This is a genomic window from Caballeronia udeis (genome assembly GCF_001544555.2).
Taxonomy (GTDB): domain Bacteria; phylum Pseudomonadota; class Gammaproteobacteria; order Burkholderiales; family Burkholderiaceae; genus Caballeronia; species Caballeronia udeis.
Genome location: NZ_FCOK02000001.1, coordinates 70,210 through 94,439, shown reverse-complemented (window position 1 = coordinate 94,439; position 24,230 = coordinate 70,210). Strand labels below are relative to the sequence as shown.

At 63.2% G+C, this 24,230-nt stretch carries 21 protein-coding genes; 10 read left to right on the top strand and 11 right to left on the bottom strand.

Annotated elements, in window-relative coordinates:
• The first annotated feature begins 11 nt into the window (after window positions 1-11).
• From AWB69_RS00480 to cobC, 5 genes are read left to right on the top strand one after another with little or no spacing between them, the layout of a single operon-like run.
• Window positions 12-1,004 carry a FecCD family ABC transporter permease gene (locus tag AWB69_RS00480; protein ID WP_062081329.1) on the top strand — a complete coding sequence of 331 codons (993 nt, stop codon included), beginning with the start codon at window positions 12-14 and terminating at the stop codon, window positions 1,002-1,004.
• Window positions 1,001-1,798 (top strand): ABC transporter ATP-binding protein, encoded by a 798-nt coding sequence (locus AWB69_RS00475; protein WP_062080946.1) that lies wholly within the window; start codon window positions 1,001-1,003, stop codon window positions 1,796-1,798. The genes AWB69_RS00480 and AWB69_RS00475 overlap by 4 nt, the downstream gene beginning before the upstream one ends.
• The gene (cobT, locus tag AWB69_RS00470; RefSeq protein WP_062080944.1) at window positions 1,795-2,844 is read left to right on the top strand and encodes a nicotinate-nucleotide--dimethylbenzimidazole phosphoribosyltransferase; all 1,050 of its coding nucleotides are present in this window, start codon (window positions 1,795-1,797) and stop codon (window positions 2,842-2,844) included. The genes AWB69_RS00475 and cobT overlap by 4 nt, the downstream gene beginning before the upstream one ends.
• A gap of 7 nt (window positions 2,845-2,851) precedes the next feature.
• Window positions 2,852-3,613, top strand: coding sequence for an adenosylcobinamide-GDP ribazoletransferase (locus AWB69_RS00465; RefSeq protein WP_062080941.1), 762 nt, complete (start codon window positions 2,852-2,854; stop codon window positions 3,611-3,613).
• Window positions 3,598-4,170: an alpha-ribazole phosphatase gene (gene cobC, locus AWB69_RS00460; protein WP_062080939.1), complete on the top strand. Its 573-nt coding sequence runs from the start codon at window positions 3,598-3,600 to the stop codon at window positions 4,168-4,170. Before AWB69_RS00465 ends, cobC begins: the two co-directional genes overlap by 16 nt.
• A 4-nt stretch (window positions 4,171-4,174) precedes the next feature.
• Here the strand turns inward: cobC and AWB69_RS00455 are convergent, their stop codons facing one another.
• The 4 genes from AWB69_RS00455 to cobU all read right to left on the bottom strand — a co-directional run bounded on the left by AWB69_RS00455 (window position 4,175) and on the right by cobU (window position 7,624).
• Window positions 4,175-5,083 (bottom strand): cobalamin-binding protein, encoded by a 909-nt coding sequence (locus AWB69_RS00455; RefSeq protein WP_062080936.1) that lies wholly within the window; start codon window positions 5,081-5,083, stop codon window positions 4,175-4,177.
• A 61-nt stretch (window positions 5,084-5,144) separates the two neighbouring features.
• Window positions 5,145-6,152 (bottom strand): threonine-phosphate decarboxylase CobD, encoded by a 1,008-nt coding sequence (cobD, locus tag AWB69_RS00450; protein ID WP_062080934.1) that lies wholly within the window; start codon window positions 6,150-6,152, stop codon window positions 5,145-5,147.
• The gene (cbiB, locus tag AWB69_RS00445) at window positions 6,145-7,086 is read right to left on the bottom strand and encodes an adenosylcobinamide-phosphate synthase CbiB (protein ID WP_062080933.1); all 942 of its coding nucleotides are present in this window, start codon (window positions 7,084-7,086) and stop codon (window positions 6,145-6,147) included. The genes cobD and cbiB overlap by 8 nt, the downstream gene beginning before the upstream one ends.
• A gap of 1 nt (window position 7,087) precedes the next feature.
• Entirely contained in the window at window positions 7,088-7,624 is a 537-nt protein-coding gene (gene cobU, locus AWB69_RS00440) for a bifunctional adenosylcobinamide kinase/adenosylcobinamide-phosphate guanylyltransferase (protein WP_062081327.1), read from the bottom strand.
• 85 nt (window positions 7,625-7,709) lie between these two features.
• Here cobU and AWB69_RS00435 point away from each other — a divergent pair, with 85 nt between their 5' ends.
• Window positions 7,710-9,197: a cobyric acid synthase gene (locus AWB69_RS00435; protein WP_062080931.1), complete on the top strand. Its 1,488-nt coding sequence runs from the start codon at window positions 7,710-7,712 to the stop codon at window positions 9,195-9,197.
• Between the two features lie 26 nt (window positions 9,198-9,223).
• Here the strand turns inward: AWB69_RS00435 and AWB69_RS00430 are convergent, their stop codons facing one another.
• Window positions 9,224-9,643 (bottom strand): PaaI family thioesterase, encoded by a 420-nt coding sequence (locus AWB69_RS00430; protein ID WP_062081325.1) that lies wholly within the window; start codon window positions 9,641-9,643, stop codon window positions 9,224-9,226.
• Window positions 9,644-9,805: 162 nt separating this feature from the next.
• Here AWB69_RS00430 and AWB69_RS00425 point away from each other — a divergent pair, with 162 nt between their 5' ends.
• A complete protein-coding gene (locus AWB69_RS00425) occupies window positions 9,806-10,432 on the top strand; it encodes a ParA family protein (protein ID WP_062081322.1) in 627 nt (208 codons plus the stop codon).
• Between the two features lie 99 nt (window positions 10,433-10,531).
• Here the strand turns inward: AWB69_RS00425 and panD are convergent, their stop codons facing one another.
• From panD to AWB69_RS00405, 4 genes are all read right to left on the bottom strand, one after another.
• On the bottom strand, window positions 10,532-10,918 hold the full coding sequence (gene panD, locus AWB69_RS00420) for an aspartate 1-decarboxylase (protein ID WP_047896052.1): 387 nt from the start codon (window positions 10,916-10,918) through the stop codon (window positions 10,532-10,534).
• 22 nt (window positions 10,919-10,940) lie between these two features.
• Window positions 10,941-11,774, bottom strand: a complete 834-nt coding sequence (gene panC, locus AWB69_RS00415) for a pantoate--beta-alanine ligase (protein ID WP_062080929.1) — start codon at window positions 11,772-11,774, stop codon at window positions 10,941-10,943.
• A 93-nt stretch (window positions 11,775-11,867) separates the two neighbouring features.
• On the bottom strand, window positions 11,868-12,773 hold the full coding sequence (locus tag AWB69_RS00410; protein ID WP_062080927.1) for a segregation and condensation protein A: 906 nt from the start codon (window positions 12,771-12,773) through the stop codon (window positions 11,868-11,870).
• Between the two features lie 2 nt (window positions 12,774-12,775).
• Window positions 12,776-12,964, bottom strand: a complete 189-nt coding sequence (locus AWB69_RS00405) for a DUF3460 family protein (protein ID WP_197500147.1) — start codon at window positions 12,962-12,964, stop codon at window positions 12,776-12,778.
• 631 nt (window positions 12,965-13,595) lie between these two features.
• Here AWB69_RS00405 and AWB69_RS00400 point away from each other — a divergent pair.
• Together AWB69_RS00400 and AWB69_RS00395 are read left to right on the top strand one after the other, a co-directional pair.
• The gene (locus AWB69_RS00400; RefSeq protein WP_062081320.1) at window positions 13,596-15,329 is read left to right on the top strand and encodes an autotransporter assembly complex protein TamA; all 1,734 of its coding nucleotides are present in this window, start codon (window positions 13,596-13,598) and stop codon (window positions 15,327-15,329) included.
• Window positions 15,330-15,366: 37 nt separating this feature from the next.
• Entirely contained in the window at window positions 15,367-19,428 is a 4,062-nt protein-coding gene (locus tag AWB69_RS00395; protein WP_062080923.1) for a translocation/assembly module TamB domain-containing protein, read from the top strand.
• 135 nt (window positions 19,429-19,563) lie between these two features.
• Here the strand turns inward: AWB69_RS00395 and metG are convergent, their stop codons facing one another.
• Together metG and AWB69_RS00385 are read right to left on the bottom strand one after the other, a co-directional pair.
• Window positions 19,564-21,741 carry a methionine--tRNA ligase gene (metG, locus tag AWB69_RS00390; RefSeq protein ID WP_062080921.1) on the bottom strand — a complete coding sequence of 726 codons (2,178 nt, stop codon included), beginning with the start codon at window positions 21,739-21,741 and terminating at the stop codon, window positions 19,564-19,566.
• Window positions 21,742-22,141: 400 nt separating this feature from the next.
• The gene (locus tag AWB69_RS00385) at window positions 22,142-22,798 is read right to left on the bottom strand and encodes an OmpA family protein (RefSeq protein WP_062080919.1); all 657 of its coding nucleotides are present in this window, start codon (window positions 22,796-22,798) and stop codon (window positions 22,142-22,144) included.
• A gap of 272 nt (window positions 22,799-23,070) precedes the next feature.
• Between AWB69_RS00385 and apbC the strand changes: the two genes are divergently transcribed.
• Window positions 23,071-24,159 carry an iron-sulfur cluster carrier protein ApbC gene (apbC, locus tag AWB69_RS00380; RefSeq protein WP_062080917.1) on the top strand — a complete coding sequence of 363 codons (1,089 nt, stop codon included), beginning with the start codon at window positions 23,071-23,073 and terminating at the stop codon, window positions 24,157-24,159.
• Window positions 24,160-24,230: the final 71 nt, after the last annotated feature.

Here is a 24,230-nt window from a genome sequence, read left to right as displayed (position 1 = left end):
ACGTTAAACGCATGAATGCCCGGCGTGCTTTCATGATCTGGACTGTGCTCGGCCTGGCCGCGCTCGCTGTGTTCGTGGTCTCGCTGGCGCTGGGGAGTATCGCTGTCTCGCCGCTGCGGGTGATGCAGGCGCTCGCGTCGCAGTCGACCGACGTGACCGATGAAATCGTGCTCAGCCTGCGCCTGCCGCGCGCGCTCGGCGGCTTTGCTGCGGGCGCCTTGCTTGGCATGGCCGGCGCGCTGCTGCAGGTCCTGCTGCGCAATCCGCTGGCTGAACCCTATGTGCTTGGTGTATCGGGCGGGGCCGCCGCGTTCGCGCTCGCCGCGATGTTGTTCTCCCTGTCGTGGTGGAGCGTCGACGTTGCCGCTTTTGCGGGTGCGTTCTTATCGATACTGCTGGTGCTCGGCCTCGCCCGGCGGGAATTGTGGCGCGGCGAGCCGCAGGACACATCGCCCCGGTTGCTGCTTACCGGGGCGGTGATCGCGGCGGGGTGGGGTGCGTTGATCACGCTCATGCTCGCGGTCGCGCCCGAGAACCGCTTGCGCGGCATGGTGTTCTGGCTGACCGGTGACCTGAACGGCGTTGCGATGCCGTGGACCGCCTTGATCGCGCTCGCGATTGCGCTGGTCGCGATCGTGCCGGCTGCGCCCCAGCTCAACGTCCTGCTGCGTGGCGACGTAGCGGCCGAGGCGCTTGGCGTGCGGGTCGTGCAACTGAGGCTGCGCGTGTATCTCGTTGCGTCACTGGCGGCAGCCGCTGCGGTCACAACCGCCGGGACCATCGGGTTTATCGGGCTCGTCGTGCCACATGTGTTGCGGCTCGCGTTCGGTAACGATCAGCGCATGCTGCTGCCTGCATCAGCGCTTGCGGGCGGCCTGGCTGTGATGGGTGCGGACCTGATCGCGCGCACGGTGATCGCGCCGGCGCAGTTGCCGGTGGGTGTCATCACCGCGCTGATCGGCGTGCCGGTGTTCTTGTGGATGCTCCTCAGGCGCGCGCCATGAACGGACTTCAGGTCACGCATCTCGCGTTGCGCGCAGGGAGTCGCGTATTGATCGCGGATCTCACACAGACCTTCGCGCCCGGCGAAATGTGGTGCGTCGCCGGTCCGAACGGCGCGGGCAAGACGACATTGATCGCGGCGATGGCGGGGGTATCGAAGACGGCATCGAATGCGATTTCCCTCGATGGAAATGCGTTGAGCGCCTGGGGTGCGAGCGAACTCGCCCGCCGTCGCGCGTTGATGCCGCAAGCCTCGCATGATGCATTCAGCGCCACCGTTCTCGATACCGTCATGCTCAACCGCTTCCCTCATCTCGCGGGCTGGGGTTGGGAAAGCGAAGCGGACCGCGCGGCTGTGCACGCGGCGCTGGATATGCTCGGCCTTGCCGGGTTCGCCTCACGCGATGTCCTGTCGCTCTCCGGCGGCGAACGTCAGCGCGTGGCACTGGCGGCGACCTTGTGCCAGGACGCGCCGCTATTGTTGCTTGACGAACCGCTGGCGCATCTCGACGTGCATCATCAAATTGATTGTCTCGAAGCGTTGAGCGGGTGGGTCAGGTCAAAACAACGCAGCGTGATTTTCTCGTGTCACGATCTGAACCTTGCCCGGCGTTTCGCCACGCACGCTTTGTTGCTCGATGGCGCCGGCCATGCATATGGCGGCCTCGTTCGCGACGTCCTCACGCCCGAGCGTGCCGGTGCTGCGTTCGGCTATCCGCTTACCTTGATCCAGCAGGACGGTCACGAGGCGCTCGTGCCCGTGATGCGTTCAACCTCACCTTACACATCACTATGAACGACACACTTCCCCGTCCTGAACCGCTCGCTCGATCCATGGCGGCCGAGCTGCAACACGTGATCGATACGAAGACAAAACCACTCGGCAGTCTTGGGCGGCTCGAATCGCTCGGTCTCCAGATCGGGCTGATCCAGCGGACTTCAAAGCCACGTATCGAGCGGCCGGCGATCATTGTTTTTGCCGGCGATCACGGCATTGCTGCCGAAGGCGTGAGCCCGTTCCCGCAGGAAGTCACCGTGCAGATGGTCGCGAATTTCATCGCGGGCGGGGCGGCGATCAATGCGTTGTCGAAGGCGGCGGGCATGACGCTCGAAGTGGTGGACGCAGGTGTGGCGAGTTCGTCGCCGGCGGCGGCAGGGTTCGTCGATGCAGCGATCCGGCGCGGCGGTACGCGCAACTTCGCAAACGAACCGGCCATGACGCGCGACGAAGTCTTGCAAGCCATTGCACGCGGGGCCGAGCGCGTGCGTTTTCACGCGGCGCTCGGGACCAACGTGATTGGCTTCGGCGAGATGGGGATTGCGAACACATCGGCAGCGGCGTGCCTGATGAGCAGGATCTGCAACGTCGAGATCGATGCTTGCGTAGGACGCGGCACGGGACTCGACAACGCCGGCTTGAACCACAAGCGCGATGTGCTTGCCGCGGCGTTGGCGAAACACGCCGCCTCCACCGATCCGGTCGAGACGTTGGCCACTTTCGGCGGCTTTGAAATTGCGATGATCGTGGGAGCGTTTCTCGCGGCGGCTGAAGCGCGCATGACGATTCTGGTCGATGGTTTTATCGTTACGTCGGCGTTGCTTGTCGCTCATGCGCTTAACCCGGCCGTCCTTGATTACTGCGTGTTCGCGCATGCATCGGATGAAACGGGCCACCGGCGCATGCTGCAACATTTCGACGCCGAGCCGTTGTTGCAACTTGGCTTGCGCCTGGGCGAAGGCACCGGCGCCGCACTCGCGTTGCCGCTGTTGCGCGCGGCGGTGGCGTTCATCAATGAAATGGCGAGCTTCGAATCGGCCGGCGTATCCGACAAGGCCGTGTGATCCCCTCATGAACCGGCCATCGCAGGAACTCCGCTACTTCTTCACCGCGCTCGGGTATTTCACCCGCGTGCCGGTACCGCGTTGGGTTGGTTTCCAAGCGCATTATCTGAATGCGGCGGCGCGTTATTTCCCGTTGATCGGCGCGCTGGTCGGCGGGGTCGGGGCGGTCGTTTATCTCGCCGCGCTGCAGGTGTTTCCGGCGGGCGTGGCGGTGTTGTTGTCGATGGCGGCAACGCTGCTTGTCACCGGGGCGTTCCACGAAGACGGCCTTGCCGATTGCGCCGACGCCTTCGGCGGTGCATACACCCGCGAGGACGTGTTGCGCATCATGCACGACTCGCGGATCGGCGCATTCGGTGCGATTGCGTTGATCGTCGTGCTTGCGCTCAAGTGGCAGGCATTGGCCACCATGCTGCCGTTGCGTACGGCGTGGATGATTGTTGCGGCGCATGCGGCAAGCCGTACGTTTGCGATCAGCTATCTTTGCACGCTCGACTATGTACGTGCTGAAGGCCGAGCGAAACCGGTCGCCCAGAAGATGAGCGCGAGCGCGTTTGTTTTAGCTGCGCTATTCGGATTGCCCTGGCTTTTCTGGCCCGACTGGCGGCTTGGTTGCGCGATGATCGTGGCGCTTGGTGTATTGCGCTTTGCGATGGGACGCTACTTCGTCAAGCGTATCGGCGGTTATACCGGCGACTGCCTCGGCTTCGCGCAGCAAATTTTTGAACTCGCTATCTACCTGATCGGACTCGGATGGATCTCATCCTGATTCGCCATCCCGCGGTTGGCATAGACACCGGGATTTGTTATGGCAGCACTGATGTCCCGCTTCTCGGCGACGCGGCCGATTCTGCGCGCGTGCTGGGCGACCGGTTGCGGCTGCTGAACGTGCCGCCGGTTGAAGGTGTCTGGCACACGAGTCCGTTAAGCCGATGCCGCTTGCTGGCCGAAGCACTCGGTCCCATTCAAGCCGATGCGCGTTTGCAGGAGCTCGATTTCGGCACATGGGAAGGGCAGCGCTGGGACGGCCTTGATCGCGCGACGCTCGATGCCTGGGCGGAGGATCTTGAACACGCCCGCGAGCACGGCGGGGAGAGTGTCGCGCAGTTCGCCGAGCGCGTGGTGGGTTGGGCCGATTCCGTTTGTACCGCCAGCACTACCGGTTCCGTTCACGCGGTGACGCATGCCGGCGTCATACGTGTACTGACCGCTCATTTACTCGGCGTCCCGCGCGCGAACGCGATTCAATGGCCGCTGGATTTCGGTGCGATCGTCTGGTTGAAACGCGTGCGCAATGAATGGCTGCTGGTCCGCTGGAACGCCTGAATCTTTACAGCGGACGGCGCGCTCTCGCTACTTCAAGGTCTTCACACAACGTAGCCGCCCCGAGCGCGAGACGTGGGGTCGGCCGGTTGATCAGGTCACCGTCGATACCGAACAGGTTGTTGCGCGCGACCGCTTTCATCGTTGGCCATTTTCGCCACGCATCCAGCGATGGCAACGTATGTTCCGAACTCGTCGCGCCCGGCGTGGCCGTCACGATCGCTTCAGGATTGGCTGCCAGCGCGGCTTCGGTCGAGATGGTGGGCACCAGCGGTTTAAGGTCGGTGAACACGTTGTGGCCGCCGCATAGATCTATCACTTCGCTGATGATGTGCGTCCCGTTGAGCGTCATCAGCGGATCGTCCCAGACCTGGTAAAACACGCTCACCGGCGGCCGGTTCGAATAACGCGTCCGCAAGCCGGCGATGTCGTGACGGAAGGCGTCCGACGCCTTGTTCGCCTGAGCCGATGTCCCGAGCAGGACGCCGAGTTTATCGATGGTGACAGGGATATCGTTCAGCCTGCGCGGCTCGCTGAAAAACAGCGGCACGTGCAGTTCGCGCAGCCTGTCGATCTGCCGCATTGCATTGCCGTGGCGCCAGACGACGATCAGGTCGGGTTTCATCGCGACGATGCGTTCGAGGTCCAGCGATTTGTTATCGCCAACACGCGGGATGGATTTGGCTTGCGGCGGGTAGTCGCTATAGCTGACCGCACCAACGACGCGTGTGCCGCCGCCCGCCGCGAACAGGAGTTCGGTGACATGGGGCGCCAAGCTCACGACGCGCTTTGCCGGGGCGGCGAGGGTGACGGTGGCGCCGGTGTCGTCGGTGACGGTGAGGGCTTCGGCGCGCGCTTGGGCCGATGAAAAAATCGCAGCGATGAAACTCAGTGCGAGGACGTGGCGCAAGGTCATGAGGTGCGTGAGGACGGGTGTGTCATGCGTGGCGGGGGGTGTGATCGAAGCATGTCATTGTTCAGCGGATCGCTGTCACGGCTGCATCGAACGCCTCCGCAAATCTCGCCCATTCCTCTTCCGATCCCGTCAAACCGATCCGCAAACTGGGCAACGCGCCATGCTCGAAGAGCCGTGTCCAGATTCCGCGCGTGGCCAGAGCATGCTGCAGCATCGCCGCTTTGCCGGTCTCGAACCAGACAAAAAGGGGCGTCGCGCGGGGATCGAAACCTTGACTGCGGATCAACGCTGCCAACCTTGCGCTATCGCGAGCCAGCGTGGCGCGAGTCTGCGCCTGCCAGGAAAGATCATTGAACGCGGCCTGGACCGCGTGCCGTGCCGGACCGCTTACCGTCCACGCACCGAGCGCTTCTGAAAGCGCATTGAGTAGCGGCGCTGCCGCGAGTACAAACCCGGCGCGAATCCCAGCCAGTCCATAAAACTTGCCCACGGAGCGCAGCGCGACCAGCCCCTCTCGTCCGCTCTCCGATGCCAGTGATATGGACGCATCGCCGTAAGCATCGGCGAACGCTTCGTCGACGACCAGCGTGCCGCCGCGTGCCGCCAATTGCTCATGCCACCCGAGCAGCACATCACGTCCGATACGTTCGGTGGTGGGATTGTTAGGATTCGCAACGATCACATGATCGATGCCGTCCGCCAACGCAGCAGACGCGACATCGAGCGTCACGATCCGATGCCCGGCGCGCTCAAACGCGGGCGCGTATTCGCCATAGGTCAAGGGCGCAACGGCCGCGACGCCGGGTTTCAACAAGCCCGGCAACGCACGAATCGCGGCCTGACTGCCGGCAACCGGGAGCGCCCCTGGCGCGCCATAGTGACGCGCTGCAAGCTCGGCCAGACCATCGGCGTCTTCGGGCAAGCGGCGCCACGCGTCCATTGGCACCGCTGGCACCGGATACGCACGCGGATTGATTCCCGTCGATAAATCCAGCCAGTCGTCCAGTGCGATCCCGTATCGACGCGCGGCTTCCCGAAGATTCCCGCCATGCCGGATGGGCTCAGCCATGGAACCCCACGCCCGTGAAAGCCAGCACCAGCAGGATGGCGAGCCACAGCAGTATCGTGCGGTCGACCAGCCGCAGCGCCGCCACCACATGCCGCGGCGAGGCGGTCATTCCGAAACCGAGCACCGGCCGTGTTTCCAGCGTGCCGTGATAGATCGCCGGGCCGCCGAGCAGCACGTTCAGGCTTCCGGCGCCCGCTGCCATCACCGGCCCCGCGTTCGGGCTGTCCCACAGCGGCGCCTGCGTGCGCCAGCAGCGCCACGCCGTGCGGGTGTCTCCGAGCAGCGCGTAACTGGCCGCGGTCAGACGAGCGGGCACGAAGTTGAGGACATCGTCGAAACGGGCCGCTGCCCAGCCGAAACGGAGATAACGCGGTGTCCGGTAGCCCCACATTGCGTCGAGGGTATTGGCAAGGCGGAACATCAGCGCGCCCGGGCCGCCCGCAATCACGAACCAGAACAGCGCGCCGAAAATTGCGTCGTTGCCGTTTTCCAGCGCGGATTCCACGGCTGCGCGGGACAGCGCGGGTTCGTCGGCATTGGCGGTGTCGCGCGAGACGATCCGCGCCGTCAGCTTTCGCGCGGCGTCCAGATCGCCGAGCCCGAGCGCGCGGGCGATCGGCGCAATGTGATCGCGCAGGCTTTTGGCGCCGAGCGAGAACCACAGCAGCGCGATGTGCACCACGCACGCGGCGGCGAACGGCAGCACGCTCACGAGAATCCAGCTCACGGCCACCGGCGGCACGACGGCCAGCAGCCACGCCAGGATGCCCGCCGGCCGCGCGCGGAACCCGGTATTCATTTTTGCTTCGATGCGCGTGGCAAGCCGCCCGAACGCGACCAGCGGATGCCGCGTGGCCGGCTCACCGAAGATCCGGTCGATCACGACGCCGGCAATGGCGAGCATCGCCGTGACGTAGAAAGAGAGCAGCAGCATGTCAGCCTTTCAGTACGAGCGGCAGGCCGGCGACCATCATGGTCACGTGCGTGCTCGCAGCGGCGACGCGCTGGTTGAGCCGGCCGAGTTCATCGACGTAAAGGCGCGTCACCGATCCCATTGGCACCACGCCCAGCCCGATCTCGTTGCTCACCACGATCACCTTGCCCCGCACATTTGAAAGCGCAGCGTCGAAGTCGCTGAAGGCCTGCAGCGGCGGCCCGTCGGGCGTGCTGCCATCCGCGGGGAAGAGCAGGTTGGCGAGCCATAACGTCAGGCAGTCGATCAGCACCACATGACCTTCGTGATCCAGTTCGCGCAGCACGCCGCCCAGATCGAGCGGTGCTTCGACCAGCGCCCAATGCGCCGGCCGGCGTTCGCGATGCTGCTCCACGCGCGCGGCGAATTCGGCGTCGCCAATACGCGCCGTCGCCACGTAGGTGACGGGCAAACCGCTGCCGGCGGCCAGCCGTTCGGCGTAAGCGCTCTTGCCCGAGCGGGCGCCGCCCAGGATGAAGGTGAGGTCGGGTGAAGTCATCGCAATATTGTACCGGCGGGCGCTACCATAACGGCTTCCCGCAGAACCGACGCCAACGATGGAACCGATGACCACGGAAACACCCATGCAATTTGCGCCGCGCGGCACGCTGATGATCCAGGGCACGACCTCCGACGCCGGCAAGAGCACGCTGGTCGCGGGCCTGTGCCGGCTCGCGCGGCGTGGCGGCATGCGGGTAGCGCCGTTCAAGCCGCAGAACATGGCGCTGAACAGCGCGGTGACCGTGGACGGCGGCGAGATCGGCCGCGCTCAGGCGCTGCAGGCTATCGCGGCGGGCGTGGAAGCGGAGATCGACTTCAATCCCGTACTGCTCAAGCCGACCAGCGACCGCGGCGCGCAAGTGATCATCCACGGCCACGCGCACGCCAATCTGGATGCCCGCGCGTATCACGCGTATAAAACCGTTGCCTTTGACGCCGTTCTCGCCTCGTACGCCCGGCTTCAGCAGCGTTTCGACGCGATTATCGTGGAAGGGGCGGGAAGCCCGGCCGAGGTGAACCTGCGGGACCGCGATATCGCCAACATGGGGTTTGCCGAGCGAGTGGATTGCCCGGTGGTGCTGGTGGCGGATATTGACCGTGGCGGTGTGTTCGCGCATTTGCTGGGGACGCTGGCCTGTTTATCGGAGACCGAAAGGGCGCGGATTCGCGGCTTCGTGATCAACCGTTTTCGTGGCGATATCAGCCTGCTGCAGCCCGGCCTCGACTGGCTGGAGGCGCAAACCGGCAAGCCGGTGCTGGGCGTGGTGCCCTATCTGCATGGCCTGACGCTGGATGCCGAGGACATGTTGCCAGGCCAGTTGCACACGCGTGGCGAAGCCCCTGGCGAGGTGCTGAAGGTGATCGTGCCGGCGTTGCCGCGCATCAGCAACCATACGGATTTCGATGCGTTGCGTGCCCACGCGCAGGTCGATTTCTCCTATGTGCGTGCAGGGACAACGCCGCCACCGGCCGATCTGATCGTGTTGCCGGGGTCGAAAAGCGTGCAGCGCGACCTGGCGTGGCTGCGCGAAAACGGCTGGGATCGCGCGATCGAGCGCCATCTCCGGTATGGCGGCAAGGTGCTGGGCATTTGCGGCGGCATGCAGATGCTGGGCCGCACGGTGGATGATCCGCAGGGGTTCGAAGGGCCTGCCGGCTGCGTGAACGGCCTGGGCCTGCTCGATCTCGACACCACGCTGACGGCGGACAAGCTGCTCGACAACGTGACCGGCCGGCTGACCTTAAGTCCTGAACGCTCCGAGCGGGCTCCCGTGCGAGGCTACGAGATCCACATGGGCCGCACGACGGGCGCAGCACTCGCCCGGCCGGCGGTGATGCTCGACGGCGAGCGTCCTGACGGCGCGATTTCCGCCGATAACCAGATCGCCGCCACCTATCTGCACGGCATCTTCGATACTCCCGAAGCCTGCGCGGCGCTACTGGAATGGGCGGGTCTGCGCGATGCCGCCGCGCTTGATTACCCGGCGCTGCGGGAGGCTTCGCTTGACCGCCTCGCCGATACGCTCGGGCAGGCGCTGGATCTTGACGCCATCGGTTCGATGTTTGCCTGAACGAAGCGCCCGATTCCCGCGCGCGTTCAATACAAGATCATCTGCGTGCATCGAAACAACGCGATGGTCTTACCCTCTCCGTTCGTCACGATCGCGTCCCACACTTGCGTGCTGCGGCCCAGGTGGACGGCTGTCGCCTTGGCCGTGATGACGCCCTCGCGCGCCGTGCCCACGTGGTTGCTCTTCGTTTCGATGGTCGTAAAATTCTTCGCACCCTCAGGCAAGTGGGCGATGCAGGCGTAGCCGCAACAGGTGTCGGCGAGACCGATCACGGTCGCCGCATGCAGGAAGCCGTTTGGTGCGAGCACTTCGGGCCGCACCGTCAGCTTGCCGGTGAGCGTGCCGCTTTCCAGCGATACGACTTCCACGCCGAGCAGCTCCGGCAGGCGGCCGCGCTGGCGTTCCCGCAAGGAGTCGAGGGTGATTTCCGGGCGCAGTGTGGCCATGTTGCGGAGTCCTTGAAGTTGAGCGGCGTTGTTGACGCGCATGGATTGAAATAGGCAAATCCGATAGTATCAACGGCTCGAACTTTTCACTTAATGCAGCGCTTACAGCACGCCGGGGGTGTCAGGGCGTCGGGCGCGGCCGACAACGCGTGGATTGAATCTATGACGGTGATCGTGGTAGCGAATCCGAAGGGCGGCGTGGGCAAGAGCACGCTGTCTACGAATCTGGCTGGTTATTTTGCGGCAAACGGCGAGTGGGTCGCGCTCGCGGACCTGGACAAGCAGCAGTCGGCCCACGGCTGGCTGGGCTTGCGCCCGGACACGCTGCCGAAGATAGAAGAGTGGAAGACAAACGTCGACGCGCCGTCCAAGCCGCCCAGAGGCCTGGAAAAGGCCGTTGTCGACACGCCTGCCGGGATTCACGGCACCCGTCTCGCGCTGGCGCTGGATCTGGCGGACAAGGTGATCGTGCCGCTGCAGCCGTCCATGTTCGATATTCTCGCCACCCAGGAATTTCTCGTCCGGCTGCAGAAGGAAAAGGCGGTACGCAAGGGAACCATCGAGGTTGGCGTGGTGGGTATGCGGGTGGATGCCCGGACGAAATCAGCGGATCAACTGCATCGGTTCGTGGAAGGGCTTGACCTGCCGGTGCTGGGTTTTATCCGCGATACGCAGAACTACGTGCAGGTCGCGGCGCACGGGCTCACCATCTGGGACGTCGCCAAAAGCCGGGTGGAGAAGGATATCGAGCAGTGGCAACCGATTATTGAATGGGTGTCGAAGAAGTAGGAGAGGACGTAGACGACCGCTCCGGCCATAAAAAACGCCGGTTGGCTTCAATTCCATGAAAGCCAACCGGCGTTTTTGCGTTTTCTCACCAGACCAGATTCAGGTCCAGTTCTGCGTCGGCACGTGGTCGCGGTTTCCCTTGATACGGTTTTTTTCGTCGACGAACACGAGATCCGGCTTCCAGCCCGCCTTCAGTTCGGCCTCATCGACCAGCGCGAACGCCGCGATGATCACCAGGTCGCCCAGTTGCGCCCGGCGCGCTGCCGATCCATTCAGCGAAATCATGCCGCTGCCGCGCTCGCCCTTGATGGCATAGGTCGTCAGGCGCTCGCCGTTGTTCACGTTCCAGATATCGATCTGCTCGTTTTCAACCAGATTCGCGGCTTCCAGCAAATCCTCGTCGATAGCGCACGAACCTTCGTAATGCAGTTCGCAATGCGTGACCGTGGCGCGGTGAATCTTCGATTTCAAAAGCGTTCGCTGCATGCGTCTCTCGCTCAAATTTCGCTCAAATTTCCAGGTTGTCGATCAAGCGGGTCGTGCCCAGCTTGGCGGCGGCCAGCACCACGAGCGGGGTCGCGGTGTCGGCCGGGCCGGGAGGCAGCAGGTCCACGCGCTTTCTCACCGCAATGTAATCGGGCTGCCAGCCACGCTGCGCGAGCGACTCCACGGCTTCTTTTTCTATCGATGCAAAGTCGCGATTGCCCGCCAGCACCGCGTCGCGTACGCGATTCAGCGTTTTTGCCAGAACCGGCGCCTCGGCGCGCTCGGCCGCTTGCAGAAAGCGATTGCGCGAGCTGAGCGCCAGGCCGTCGGCGTCGCGCACGGTTTCAGCCGCGATGATTTCCGTGGGCAGAGCAAACTGATGGCACATCTGCCGCACGATCATCAGTTGCTGATAATCCTTCTTGCCGAAGACGGCCACGCGCGGCTGCACGCAGGACATCAGCTTCATCACGACCGTACACACGCCCTGGAAGAAACCCGGCCGGAATTCGCCTTCCAGGATGTCGCCCAGGTTGGTCGGTGGATGAACGCGATACTGCTGCGGTTCCGGATACAGGTCGGCTTCGGTCGGCGCGAACAGCACGTACACGTTCTCGGACTGCAGCTTTTCGATGTCGTCCTGCAGCGTGCGCGGATATTTATCGAAATCTTCGTTCGGTCCGAACTGCAGCCGGTTCACGAAGATACTGGCGACTACCGGGTCCCCATGCTGGCGCGCCAGCCGCATGAGCGACAGGTGGCCTTCGTGCAGGTTACCCATGGTCGGGACGAAGGCGGTTCGGTTCTGGCCGCGCAACTGGTCGCGCAGTTCATGGATCGAGCTGATGACTTTCATCTAGCAGGTGTCTCCTGGCGGGCAGCTTTGAAAACACTGCTCCAAGGGGAAGGAAAGGGGAAGGGCCTACGCTACTTTTGCGCCACGGAAGGCTTAAGCCGGCGAATACGCGAGTCTCACGTAGATGGGCGCATACGGCTCGGCCTGGGTAATTTCAATCAGCGCTTCACGCGACAGTTCCAGCATCGCGATGAAATTCACCACCACGACCGGAACGCCACGCGACGAGTCGAAAAGATCGCCGAATTCCATGAAGCGGGCATTCTGCAGGCGCCGCAGGATCACGCTCATATGCTCACGCACCGACAATTCCTCGCGCGAGATCTTGTGATGCTCGACCAGCCGGGCGCGTTTGATGACGTCGGCCCAGGCGGCGCGAAGATCGTTTGCATCGACGTCGGGGAAGCGTTGCGCCGAACTCTGCTCGACGTACACCTCTGCCCGCAGGAAGTCTCGGCCCAGTTGCGGCAGATGATCCAGGCGCTGCGCCGCGAGCTTCATCTGCTCGTATTCCAGCAGGCGCCGCACGAGTTCGGCGCGCGGATCTTCCGCTTCCTCGCCCGTATCCGCCTTTTTCACCGGCAGCAGCATGCGCGACTTGATCTCGATCAGCATGGCCGCCATCAACAGATATTCCGCCGCGAGTTCCAGGTTGGATTCGCGAATCTGGTCGACGTAGCCCAGGTACTGGCGCGTCACGTCGGCCATCGGGATGTCGAGGACGTTGAAATTCTGCTTGCGGATCAGGTACAGCAGCAAGTCGAGCGGGCCCTCGAACGCTTCGAGGAAGATCTCGAGCGCGTCCGGCGGGATATACAGGTCGGTGGGCAGCTTCCAGAGCGGCTCGCCATACAGATGCGCGAACGCCACGCCGTCAATGGTATTCGGCGTGGAATCGTTCGCGGGCGCGGCAAGCGCCGCGGCGCGATCATCCTTGCCCGAACGCCCAGGGTGTCCCGAACGCTCCGGAGCCGGCTGCGCCTCGCGGGCGGCACTCACGTTCAGAAGTTCTGGTAATAGACGTAGGGCGTTTGTTCGACTCGCGACGTCTTGATCTCCGAGCGCTCGTCGAGGTCGATAGGCTTTTTGTCCCACAACAGCGCACGGCCCTGGCGCTGCTCTGCTTCGAGCGACGGTTTCTGCTCTTTCATCTGATTGATGAACTGGGTGATGTCCGACAGGTACATGATTCGACTTCCGTTGGCTCAGAGCGATTCGAAAACGGGCGCGGCGCAGGTTCAAGCGAGACGCCGCCGTGATTGGCTGCAATTTTACCGCAAGCATCAGGGAGCGGAGCGGTTAACAACGTCCCAACACGTTCCAAGATGTCCCAAGCCTGCCCGAAGGCCGCGGATAAGCGGAGACATTCGCCATCCGGTCTGGCGGAACCGCCCCGGGAGCAATGGTAAAACCCTGTCAATTATTGAAACAGCCAAGGAACAAGCGCGGTAGAGAGCCGTCCAAGGCGCACCTCCGGCGTTTTCCGGGGCCGGTGAGTCGAAGCGGGCAACGGTCGGGTTGAACGTTGTCCGATCGGCCAACCCGGCGTTTTTTGGGACAGCCCGCCGCGCCAGTGTGGTGAAATAGCGCCTGCTGGAACGACGCCCGGCGTTTAGCTGGCACCGCGCCGGTACCGCGCAGCGGTCGTCCCGTGTCACGTCGCCCACGCAATCCCACTCAATTCAACCCCGGAGGTCACGTTTGGCGGGGCGCCTGTTTGATCCGCTGCGCTTCAAGCGCGGGCAAGCCGATAACCGGCGGCTCCAGCCGCCGGTTATCGCGTCGTCGAAGGCGCCTTCCCGAGCGTGGTCGTGGTCATTCGTGCGCCGTGCCGTCTGGTTGCTCCACGCGCTGGCGTTGTTTGCCATCGCACAGCCCGCGCAGGCGAAATACGACGTCGATATCGACGCACCGCGCAGTGTCCGGTCGCTGTTGAAAGACCACCTGGATTTATCGCGTTTCAAGAAACGCGACGACATCAGCGACGAACAATTCGACTTTCTGGTCACCGCCACGCCGCAGGAAGTCCGCGATCTGGTCGCGACCGACGGTTATTTCACGCCGATCGTACGGACCGACGTGAAACATGACGGCAACAAAAAGTCCGTCACCATCAGCGTCGATCCCGGTCCGCAGACGAAGGTCGCCTCGGTTTCGCTGACATTCAAGGGCGCGATCACGACCGAAGACCCGGCGCAGGAGAACACCGCGCGTCTCGCATTTTCGATCAAGGAAGGCGATCCGTTCTCGCAGAGCGCCTGGGACCACGCGAAGAATGCCGCGCTCAAAGCCTTGCAGGCCCGCCGGTATCTTGGCGCGAAAATCTCGCAATCCAAGGCGCGTGTGAATCCGCGGACGCACATAGCGGATTTGTCGGTGACCTTCGATAGCGGTCCGACCTTCACGTTCGGCCAGCTCGACATCAGCGGCGTCCGGCGTTACCCGGAAAAGATCATCCACAATGTGAACCGGATTCACCCGGGAGACACCTACGACGTCGCGCGGGTGAACGAGTTGCAGCGGCAGTTGCAGAACACGCCGTATTACGCGTCGGTCGCCATTGACGCGGACAACGACGTAACCAAGCCAAACGAAACGCCGATGCACCTGAAGGTCAGCGAGTATCCGTACAACAGCGTGCGCTACGGCGTAGGTTATGCGACCGATACCGGTCCGCACATCCAGGGCGCGTACAGCTATCTCGATACCTTCGGCAAGGCTTATCCGTTCACGGTATCCGGCCGTCTGGACCAGACCCAGCAGTACGGCCAGGTGCAGCTCGCGATGCCGCCGGACGGCCGCACCTGGGTGAACAGCGTGCTGGCTTCGTACACGAACACGAACGTATCCGACACGCGCATCTACAGCGCACGCGCGGGCGTGCAGCGTACGCGCTCGCTGCAGAACATCGACACCACGTTTTCGCTGCTGTTCTATGCGGACCGGCTGACGCAGAATCTTGGGCCGCCGACCACCAGCCGCGCGCTTGTGCCGTCCTGGCAATGGGTGCGCCGAAATGTGGACGATCCGCTGTTTCCGCGCTCGGGCAACCTGATTCGCGCCGAAGTGGACGTCGCGGTGAAGGGTTTGCTGACTGATCAAACCTTTGGCCGCGTTTATACGAACCTGCTGCAGTACTTGCCGCTGGGCAAGCGCGACCTGTTCGTGTTCCGCGCGGAGTTTGGCGGGGTGTTCACGGCGGGCAGTTCGAGCGGTGTCCCCGCGTCGCTGCTGTTCCGCGCGGGCGGTGCGAATTCGGTGCGCGGTTATGGGTATCAGAGCATCGGTAATGATGTCGATGGCTCCGTATTGCCGACCAAGTACCTGATGACCGGCAGCTCGGAGTACCAGCACTGGTTTTCGCACGATTGGGGCGGCGCGGTGTTCTTCGACATAGGTACCGCCACCGATACCTGGAAAGAGCGCGTATTCGAGCCGGGCACGGGGGTGGGCGTGCGCTGGCGCAGTCCGGTCGGGCCGGTGAACGTGGACATTGCGTATGGCTTCAAGAACCGCGATATCCGCCCGTACCTGACGCTTGGGATCGCCTTTTGATGAATTTGCCTGGATTATTCCGATTGTTCCTTCAAGCATGAGCGACCAGAACGGCCAATCTCCCCGAGACCCGCCGGCCCCTTCAGAGGACCGGGGGAACGGCGCGTCTGAAAATGGAGCGCCTGCACCGAAGCCACGGAGCGGGGGCTGGCGCCGCTTGGCCAAATGGCTCGGCGGCGTGGTTCTGGTGCTGGTGCTCTGCTTCGCGCTCGGTGTGGCGATGATCCTGTACGCGCTCAACAGCGAGCGTGGGACACGCTACGTGTGGCAGGCGGCGACGTCGCTGCTTGGCGGCCGGCTGAGCGGCACGTTGGACGGCGGCGCGATTGCAACCGGCTTGCAATTGCGCAACGTGCACTGGAAGAGTCTCGATGGTAAAGGAACGGATATTGCCGTGGACAGCGCTTCCGGCCGATGGGAGCTGACGCGTGCGCCGTTGCGTTTCACCATCGACTATTTGCATGTCGGAACGGTCGACGCACGCATCGCGCCTTCGCCGAAAGACAACAGCAAAGTCGAGTTGCCGACGGATTTGCGTTTGCCGATCCAGCTTGCCGTCAGCGACGTCACGCTCGACAAGCTGCGTCTCCATGAGGGCGCGACGACCACCGAATTCTCGCGGCTCGCGTTGGACGGCCATAGCGACGGCCGCCATCACGAGGCGCGCATCCAGCGTCTCGATACGCCGTTCGGCGCGGTCACGGCCGCGTTGAAACTCGATGGCGGTGCGCGCCCGTTCGCGCTGACCGGCGACGCCGGTTATTCGGGCGAGGTCAGCGGCGAGGCCGTGCAGGTCGCCGCCCATCTGACGGGGTCGCTGGAAAACCTGGCCGCCGATATCAACGCAAGCGGCCTGAAGCTCAAGGGCCAGGCGCACGTTGAGGCAGCGCCGTTCGGCGACGTGCCGCTCAAGCGCGCGCTGGTGACTATCGATCACGTCAATCCGCAGGCGTTCAGCCCGAGCGCACCGTTCGCGGATCTCGCGGTGCGGGCCGAGCTTACGCCCGACCCGGCTACGCCGAATGCGCTGGTGGTGACCGGGCCGGTATCGATCGTGAACGCAAAGCCGGGTTCGGTCGACAAGCAGCTGCTTCCCCTGATCGATGCCCACGCGAACGTGAAACTCGATGCATCGGAGCAAGCCATTTCGGACTTGAGCGTGCGGCTGCTGCGGGACGCAACCGTCACGGGCGGCGGAACGCTCAAGGGCGGGTCGGGCCAGTTCGACCTGAAGGTCGCGAAACTCGACCTGAACGCGATCGAATCGACCATCCGGCCGACACAGTTTGCCGGCCCGATCGGCATCCATCTCGCCGGCGATACGCAGACGATCACGCTGGATCTCAGCGACCCGAAAGCGGCGTTGCACGCGCAGGGCAAGGTCACGCTCGACGCGAAACAAACCGCGTTCGATGGCGTGAAACTGGGCGTGGGCAAGGGGCGCATAGAGTTGAGCGGCGCGCTTCAGAAGGACACGCATTCGAGCTACGATCTGAAGGCGAAGCTCATCGACTTTAATCCGCTGCTGCTGACCGACGAACTGGTCGCGAAGCCCCCGGCGAAAGGCTCTTCCAAAGCGAAACCGGCGGCGAAGTCCGGGCCAATTGAGGCGCGCGTGAACGGCACGCTGACCGCCGCGGGAGTACTCGCCCCAACGCTTACGACCAAGGCACAGTTCAAGCTCGGCGACAGCGTCTACGACAATCTTCCGCTCACGGGCGCGGGCACGATCCAGGTCGCGGGGACGCGCATCCTGCCGAGCACGGCCACGCTTTCGATTGCTGGCAACGACGTCGATCTCAACGGCAGTTTCGGCGCGCCGGGCGATCGCTTGCGTTTTCGTATTGATGCGCCTCAGCTCGAGCGGCTGGGTTTCGGATTGGCAGGGCTCGTCAAAGCAGACGGCGATGTCACCGGTTCGTTCGCACATCCAAACCTGGCGGCGAACTATCAGGCCGACAGCGTGGTGTTCGGCGCGAACCGCGTTGGCCATGCGGAAGGCCGGGCCGAAGCGCGCGACGGCGCGAACGGCGCGCTGGTATTCACCCTTCAGGCCCGCGATGTCAGCGCGGAAGGCGTGGATCTTTCGAGTCTCGACGCGAACCTCAACGGCACGCGCGCCAACCATACGCTCAACGCGTCCGCGGTCGGGAAGGTGCGCGGCAACGCGGTCAACCTGACCGTGGCCGCGAACGGCCGCCTGACCGACGCCCGCGACGGCGCGCATTGGGACGGTACGGTAACGCGCCTGTCCAACAAGGGCACGCCGAACGTCAATCTCGACGCGCCGCTGACCGTGAGCTACGCGCCGAACCACGTCGTGCTGGGCGCGACGCGCGTATCGGCGGAAGGCGCCGTGCTCGACTTGAAGTCGTTCGCGCTCGATGGCGGGCGCATCAGTTCGGCCGGCCAGTTGACGAATCTCTCGGTGGCGCGGCTGCTTGAAATCCGCCAGGAACTGGAGGGCGGGCCGCCACCCGCCAAGACTGATCTGGTCTTCGATGGCGACTGGAATTTCGCACTCGGCGCCACCGCGACGGGTTACGTGCAACTGAAGCGGCGCTCGGGTGACGTCTCCATCGATGCGGCTCGCGGCGTCGCGGCGCTCGGCATCACGGACATCACCGCCCGCGCGGACTTTACCGGCGGCAACCGGCTCAACGCGACGCTGCACGCGCAGGCGACGCGGATCGGCGTGATCGATGCGAACGTCCACACGACCCTGGTGGCACGCGACGGCGTGCTTACAGTCGCCGACGAAGCGCCGCTGAGCGGCGCGATCGACGCCAATGTTCCGACGCTGCGCACGACCGGCGGGTTGTTCGGCCCGACGTATCTGCTCGATGGCCATCTCGGGTTGAAGCTGACTATCGCGGGGGTCGTTGCGAAACCGACGCTGTCCGGCATGCTCACCGGCGACGGGCTGTCGGTCACGGTCATCGACCAGGGCGTGCAGTTGAAGGACGGCGTGATCCGGATTGCGTTGTCGGAGAATCTTGTCGATCTGCAGCAGGTCGAGTTTCACGGCGCGAGCGGCACGTTGCGCGCAACCGGCAAGGTGCGGCTGGATCAGCAGCAGCCGGACCTGACGGCCAGCATCATTGCAGACAAGCTGGAGCTGTTTGCATCGCCTGACCGGCAGTTGCAGTTGTCGGGCAGTGCATCGGTGGCGAATGCGGGTCTGCAGGGTGGCATGGCGATCGACGGCAAATTCACTGTCGATCACGCGCTCTTCGACCTGCCCGAGCAATCGGCGCCGTCACTTGGCGACGACGTCGTGATCGAGCGTCCTGACGGTACGGTGAAGGGCGAGAACCAGCACGTTGTAGAGACGGGCGAGAAGCCTGTGGGCGCGTTTGCGCCGCGTGCGAATATCGATATCAATCTCGGCCAGAAATTCCGCTTTCGCGGCGCGGGTGCGGATCTTGGCCTGGCCGGGACCATCACGGCCATGAGCGCGCCGAACATGCCGCTGCGGGCGGTCGGCAATGTGCGCGTGACACCGGGGTCCACCTATACGGCGTTCGGGCGGAAGCTGGGCATTGAGAACGGCTTTTTCACGTTCAATGGACCGGTTGCGAATCCCGGCATCAATATTCTGGCAATGCGGCGTAATCAGGAAATCGAGGCGGGCGTGCAGGTGACGGGCACGGTGCAGTCGCCAATCGCGAAGCTGATTTCAGAGCCGAACGTGCCGGATAACGAGAAGTTATCGTGGCTGCTGTTCGGGCATGGTACCGATCAGGGCAACAACGTCGGCCAGCAGAGCGCGATGACGAACGCGCTCGCGTTGCTGGGGAGCTCGCAGGGCAAGAGGATTGCGCAGACGTTCGGTCTGGATGAGTTTTCTATTGGAACGAGTGAGGTTGGGTTGACCGATCCGCAAGTCGTGATGTTGTCGAAGGCCATCAATGAGCGGCTCGTGCTCGGCTACGAGCAGGGTTTGCAGTCGGCAAGCAATGCGATCAAGGCGACGCTGAGCCTGTCGCGATTCTGGTCAATATCGGCGTACGGCGGCACGTTCCAGGGTCTCGATCTGCTTTATACGCGGCGCTTCGATTCGTGGTCGCGAAGGAACGGGCCGTCGGAGGGGAAGTAGCTTACGCACCGCATGAATGCACCGCCTGAACGTTAAAAGGGCCGTTTCCAACTCACGTTGGAAACGGCCCTTTGGTCTTCAGTCCGGGCGCGGCGATCAATCAGTGATCAATCGGCAATCGGCCGCCCGATACGTTTACTTCACGCGCATGCCCGGCTTCGCGCCGCTATGCGGTTCGAGAATGTACAAGCCCGGTTCGGCTTTCTCGTCGTCGGCGGACGCGGCCAGCACCATGCCTTCCGACAGCCCGAACTTCATCTTGCGCGGGGCGAGGTTCGCGACCATGACCGTGAACTTCCCGATCAGGTCCTGAGGCTGATACGCCGATTTGATCCCGGAGAACACGTTGCGGGTTTTTTCCTCGCCAACATCCAGCGTCAGTTGCAGCAGCTTGTCCGAGCCTTCCACCGCCGTGCAATTCACAATCTTCGCGATTCGCAGGTCGACCTTGGCGAAGTCGTCGATGGAAATCACGCCTTCCGCTTCCGGCTCTTTCACCTTTGCCGCTTTCTTCGACACTGCAGCAGATGCAGAACCAGAGGCGGCCGCAGGCGCGGCAGCCACCGCTTGCCCCGGCGCGACCGATTCCAGGTTCGCAGCGATCAGCGCTGCGATCTGTTTCGGGTCGACGCGGGTCATCAAATGCTTGTACGTGTTGATTGGCTGCGCAGAGCTGAGAGGTGTGGAAACATCGGCCCAGACCAGCGGCGCGATGCCGAGGAACCCTTCCACCGATTCCGCCAGCACCGGCAACACCGGCTTCAACGCCAGCGACAGCAAGCGGAACGCCTCCAGGCTCACGCTGCACGTTTCATGCAGGGCTGCCGGGTTGGCTTCGTCCTTGGCCTGATCCCAGGGCTTCGCGGTATCGACAAACGCGTTGACGGCATCGGCGAGATCCATGGTCGTGCGCAGCGCCCGCCCGTATTCACGCGCCTCGTAGAGCGCGGCAATTTGCGGCACGGCGGCGCGCAATTGCAGCAGCAACGGATGATTCATCGCGCCGTCCAGCACGCGGCCATCGAAGCGCTTGATCAGGAACCCTGCCGCCCGGCTCGCGATATTCACGTATTTGCCGACCAGATCGCTGTTCACGCGCGCCTGGAAATCTTCGAGGTTCAGGTCGATGTCTTCCATCGTGTGGTTCAGCTTCGCCGCGAAGTAGTAGCGCAGCCACTCGGGATTGATCCCGGTATCGATCACGCTTTTCGCCGTGATGAACGTGCCGCGCGACTTGGACATCTTCGCGCCGTCGACGGTGAGAAAACCGTGGGCGAACACGTTCGTCGGCGTGCGATGGCCGGAAAACTCCAGCATTGCAGGCCAGAACAGCGTATGGAAATACAGGATGTCCTTGCCGATGAAGTGATACTGCTCCGTCTTCGATCCCGGCCGGATCCACTCCTCGAAGTCGATGCCGCGCGCGTCCGCCAGATTCTTGAAGCTGGCGTAATAACCGACTGGCGCGTCCACCCAGACGTAGAAATACTTGCCCGGCGCACCGGGGATTTCGAAACCGAAATACGGCGAGTCGCGCGAGATATCCCAGTCGGCAAGCTTCGCGTCGCCCTTGTCGCCGAGCCATTCGCGCATCTTGTTCGTGGCTTCGGGCTGCGCGAGTCCGCTGACCCAGCCGCGCAGGAAATCTTCGCAGCGCGGGTCGGAGAGGCGGAAGAAATAATGCGTCGAGGTTTTGCGCACCGGCGTTGCGCCCGACACCACCGAATACGGGTTGATGAGATCGAGCGGCTGGTACGTGGATCCGCAGACTTCGCAGTTGTCGCCGTACTGGTCCTTCGCGCCGCACTTCGGGCATTCGCCCTTGATGAAGCGATCGGGCAGGAACATTTCCTTGACCGGGTCGTAGGCTTGCTCAATATCGCGCGCCTCGATCAGCCCGGCCGCCTTCAGCGACTCGTAGATGGATTCGCACAGCACGCGGTTTTCTTCGGCGTCGGTGGAATAGTAGTTGTCGAACGAGATGCCGAAGCTGTCGAAATCGCGCTTGTGCTCTTTCCCCACGCGCTCGATCAACTGCTTCGGCGTGATGCCTTCCAGCTCGGCGCGCAGCATGATGGGGGTGCCGTGCGTGTCGTCAGCGCCGACGTAATAAACCTCGTGACCGTGCATTCGCAGCGAACGCACCCAGATATCCGTCTGGATGTATTCGACCATATGGCCAATATGAATCTGACCGTTCGCGTAAGGGAGCGCGGACGTGACGAGAATCCGGCGCTGGCCAGGGGTGGCTGACGCCGCTGCGGGTACGGATGTAGACGAGGTGGGTGCTGACGGTGCTGACGGTGCGGACATAAGGCGGCTGGCCTGCGGTTAAAGAATTCAGTGATGGCGTGAAAAAGCGAATGAAGATTCTACCAGCCAAGGGTCGCCCGTTCTTACTCGGGCAGGGGCGGGGATGGGGAGGTGGGAAAGACGGCCGTGAGACGGCCATGGTTGGAGGGTCTGCCCCTCCAAATTTCAGACGAAAAAAAACCGGGGCGATTAGCGGCCCCGGAGCAACAACGACAAGAGGAGAATGGCACGTGGCGGCAAAGCCAGCCACCTACCGATAAGACAGACACGGACTGCAGGGGCAAAGTTTCAAATATTTTTCATGTTCGCGATGGATCTGCTGCGTGTCTGCTGTTCCGCCGCGAAACGAATTGAATCCCTGACCTGATTACCGCGTCATTCCCCTTGTAAATCAACCGTATTACTGAACCTGACCCGGCTGAGCGGTAGCGCGCAGGTAGATTTCCACGCGACGATTCTGCGCACGGCCGGCTTCGGTGCTGTTGTCGGCAATAGGTTGCGTCTGCCCCATGCCCTGTGCCGACAGACGCTGCGCCGCGACGCCGTGGCCAGCCAGATACGAAGCCACGCTTTGTGCACGGTTTTGCGACAACGTCTGGTTGTAAGCCGGCTGGCCGGTGCTGTCGGTATGTCCAACCACTTGCGCAATCAGCTCAGGATGCTGCGTCAACGTTTGCGTAACCTGGTCGAGCACGGGTGCGAAACCCGGCTTGATAGCGTAGCTGTTGGTGTCGAACGAGATCGAGTTCGGGATGTTGACCTTCAGCGATCCGTCCGGCTGTTCCGTCACCTGCGTGCCCGTGCCCTTCGTTGCGCCGGTCAGCTTGCCCTTGATGGCCTGCCAGTTGTAGCCGGTAATACCGCCAGCCGCCGCGCCTACGCCCGCGCCGATGGCCGCACCCTTGCCGCCGCCGAAGATTGCGCCAAGCGCCGCGCCCGACGCCGCGCCAATGCCCGTGCCAACGGCGGCGTTATTGCCTTGCTGGGTGGCGCAACCGGCGACCAGCGCACCGGCTACGGCGATTACGGTCAAGCGGGTCATCATTTTCGAGTTCATTATTAATTCTCCAGGGTACCAATTCAGACAAAGCCTGCTGCGACAGCCCGGAACGGTCCCCGTAGGGTCTTCCGGCGCGTCGTAACGGCTGCCACTACAATACGGCCAAGGATTCAAGCGATTATAACGATGCGTCCCCGAATCATGGCAGCGTCGGATAGTGCATCGCCCTGTGCTGCAGCGCAACGTGGTGCAACAATTCCTTTCAATTTCATAGCTTGCGTGCGGAACATTCGATCCGCCACCGCAAAAAGCGTTCCCCTGGAGTTTCGATGAGTCTTGATCGCGCCCAGATCGATACCGCGCTCAGCGGCTTGATCGATCCCAATACCAATCGCACTTTCGCGGACACGAAAAGCATCCGCGGCGTCACCGTGGACGGCGCCAATGTCACTGTGAACGTGGTCCTGGGTTATCCGGCCAGGAGCCAGTTCGACGCCATCCGCGCGCTCGTGGCCAACGCGGTCGCCGGCGTGCCGGGCGTGGGCGGGGTACAGGTGACGGTGTCGTCCCAAGTGGTTGCGCACGCGGTCCAGCGCGGCGTGAAGCTGCTGCCGAACGTGAAGAACATCATTGCGGTGGCATCTGGCAAGGGCGGGGTCGGCAAGAGCACGACCGCGGTGAACCTGGCGCTGGCGCTGGCAGCGGAAGGCGCGTCGGTCGGCATGCTGGACGCCGATATCTACGGTCCGTCGCTGCCCATGATGCTTGGCATCAGCGGCCGTCCGGAATCGCCCGACAACCAGTCGATGAACCCGCTCACCGGCCACGGCATCCAGGCCAACTCGATCGGTTTCCTGATCGAGCAGGACAACCCCATGGTGTGGCGCGGCCCCATGGTCACGTCCGCGCTCGAACAATTGCTGCGCCAGACCAACTGGAAAGACCTCGACTACCTGGTGGTCGACATGCCGCCCGGCACCGGCGACATCCAGCTCACGCTCTCGCAGAAAGTGCCCGTAACGGGTGCGGTGATCGTCACCACGCCGCAGGACATCGCGTTGCTCGACGCCAAGAAGGGCTTGAAGATGTTCGAGAAAGTGGGCATTCCGATCCTGGGGATCGTGGAGAACATGAGCACGCATATCTGCTCGAACTGCGGCCACGAAGAACATATCTTCGGCGCGGGCGGGGGCGAGCGGATGTCGAAGGAATATGGCGTGCCGGTGCTCGGCCATTTGCCGCTCGATATTGCGATCCGCGAGAAGACCGATGCGGGCCAGCCGACGGTGATCTCGGAACCGGACAGCAAGATTGCCGAGGCGTATCGATCGATCGCGCGCAAGGTCGCTATTTCGATTGCCGAACGCCAGCGCGACATGACGTCGATGTTCCCCAGCATCGTAGTGCAAAACACTTAGGCGGCTTGAGGAACGCGCACGATTTTGGCGGCGCGTGTCGCGGTATCATGTCGCCTTGATTGGCGCGGCCA

What these genes read in the sequence shown, in the direction of transcription:
- AWB69_RS00480 (WP_062081329.1), top strand. Translation starts at nt 12, where the DNA reads ATGAATGCCCGGCGTGCTTTCATGATCTGGACTGTGCTCGGCCTGGCC.
- AWB69_RS00475 (WP_062080946.1), top strand. Translation starts at nt 1,001, where the DNA reads ATGAACGGACTTCAGGTCACGCATCTCGCGTTGCGCGCAGGGAGTCGC.
- cobT (WP_062080944.1), top strand. Translation starts at nt 1,795, where the DNA reads ATGAACGACACACTTCCCCGTCCTGAACCGCTCGCTCGATCCATGGCG.
- AWB69_RS00465 (WP_062080941.1), top strand. Translation starts at nt 2,852, where the DNA reads ATGAACCGGCCATCGCAGGAACTCCGCTACTTCTTCACCGCGCTCGGG.
- cobC (WP_062080939.1), top strand. Translation starts at nt 3,598, where the DNA reads ATGGATCTCATCCTGATTCGCCATCCCGCGGTTGGCATAGACACCGGG.
- AWB69_RS00455 (WP_062080936.1), bottom strand. Translation starts at nt 5,083, where the DNA reads ATGACCTTGCGCCACGTCCTCGCACTGAGTTTCATCGCTGCGATTTTT.
- cobD (WP_062080934.1), bottom strand. Translation starts at nt 6,152, where the DNA reads ATGGCTGAGCCCATCCGGCATGGCGGGAATCTTCGGGAAGCCGCGCGT.
- cbiB (WP_062080933.1), bottom strand. Translation starts at nt 7,086, where the DNA reads ATGCTGCTGCTCTCTTTCTACGTCACGGCGATGCTCGCCATTGCCGGC.
- cobU (WP_062081327.1), bottom strand. Translation starts at nt 7,624, where the DNA reads ATGACTTCACCCGACCTCACCTTCATCCTGGGCGGCGCCCGCTCGGGC.
- AWB69_RS00435 (WP_062080931.1), top strand. Translation starts at nt 7,710, where the DNA reads ATGCAATTTGCGCCGCGCGGCACGCTGATGATCCAGGGCACGACCTCC.
- AWB69_RS00430 (WP_062081325.1), bottom strand. Translation starts at nt 9,643, where the DNA reads ATGGCCACACTGCGCCCGGAAATCACCCTCGACTCCTTGCGGGAACGC.
- AWB69_RS00425 (WP_062081322.1), top strand. Translation starts at nt 9,806, where the DNA reads ATGACGGTGATCGTGGTAGCGAATCCGAAGGGCGGCGTGGGCAAGAGC.
- panD (WP_047896052.1), bottom strand. Translation starts at nt 10,918, where the DNA reads ATGCAGCGAACGCTTTTGAAATCGAAGATTCACCGCGCCACGGTCACG.
- panC (WP_062080929.1), bottom strand. Translation starts at nt 11,774, where the DNA reads ATGAAAGTCATCAGCTCGATCCATGAACTGCGCGACCAGTTGCGCGGC.
- AWB69_RS00395 (WP_062080923.1), top strand. Translation starts at nt 15,367, where the DNA reads ATGAGCGACCAGAACGGCCAATCTCCCCGAGACCCGCCGGCCCCTTCA.
- metG (WP_062080921.1), bottom strand. Translation starts at nt 21,741, where the DNA reads ATGTCCGCACCGTCAGCACCGTCAGCACCCACCTCGTCTACATCCGTA.
- AWB69_RS00385 (WP_062080919.1), bottom strand. Translation starts at nt 22,798, where the DNA reads ATGAACTCGAAAATGATGACCCGCTTGACCGTAATCGCCGTAGCCGGT.
- apbC (WP_062080917.1), top strand. Translation starts at nt 23,071, where the DNA reads ATGAGTCTTGATCGCGCCCAGATCGATACCGCGCTCAGCGGCTTGATC.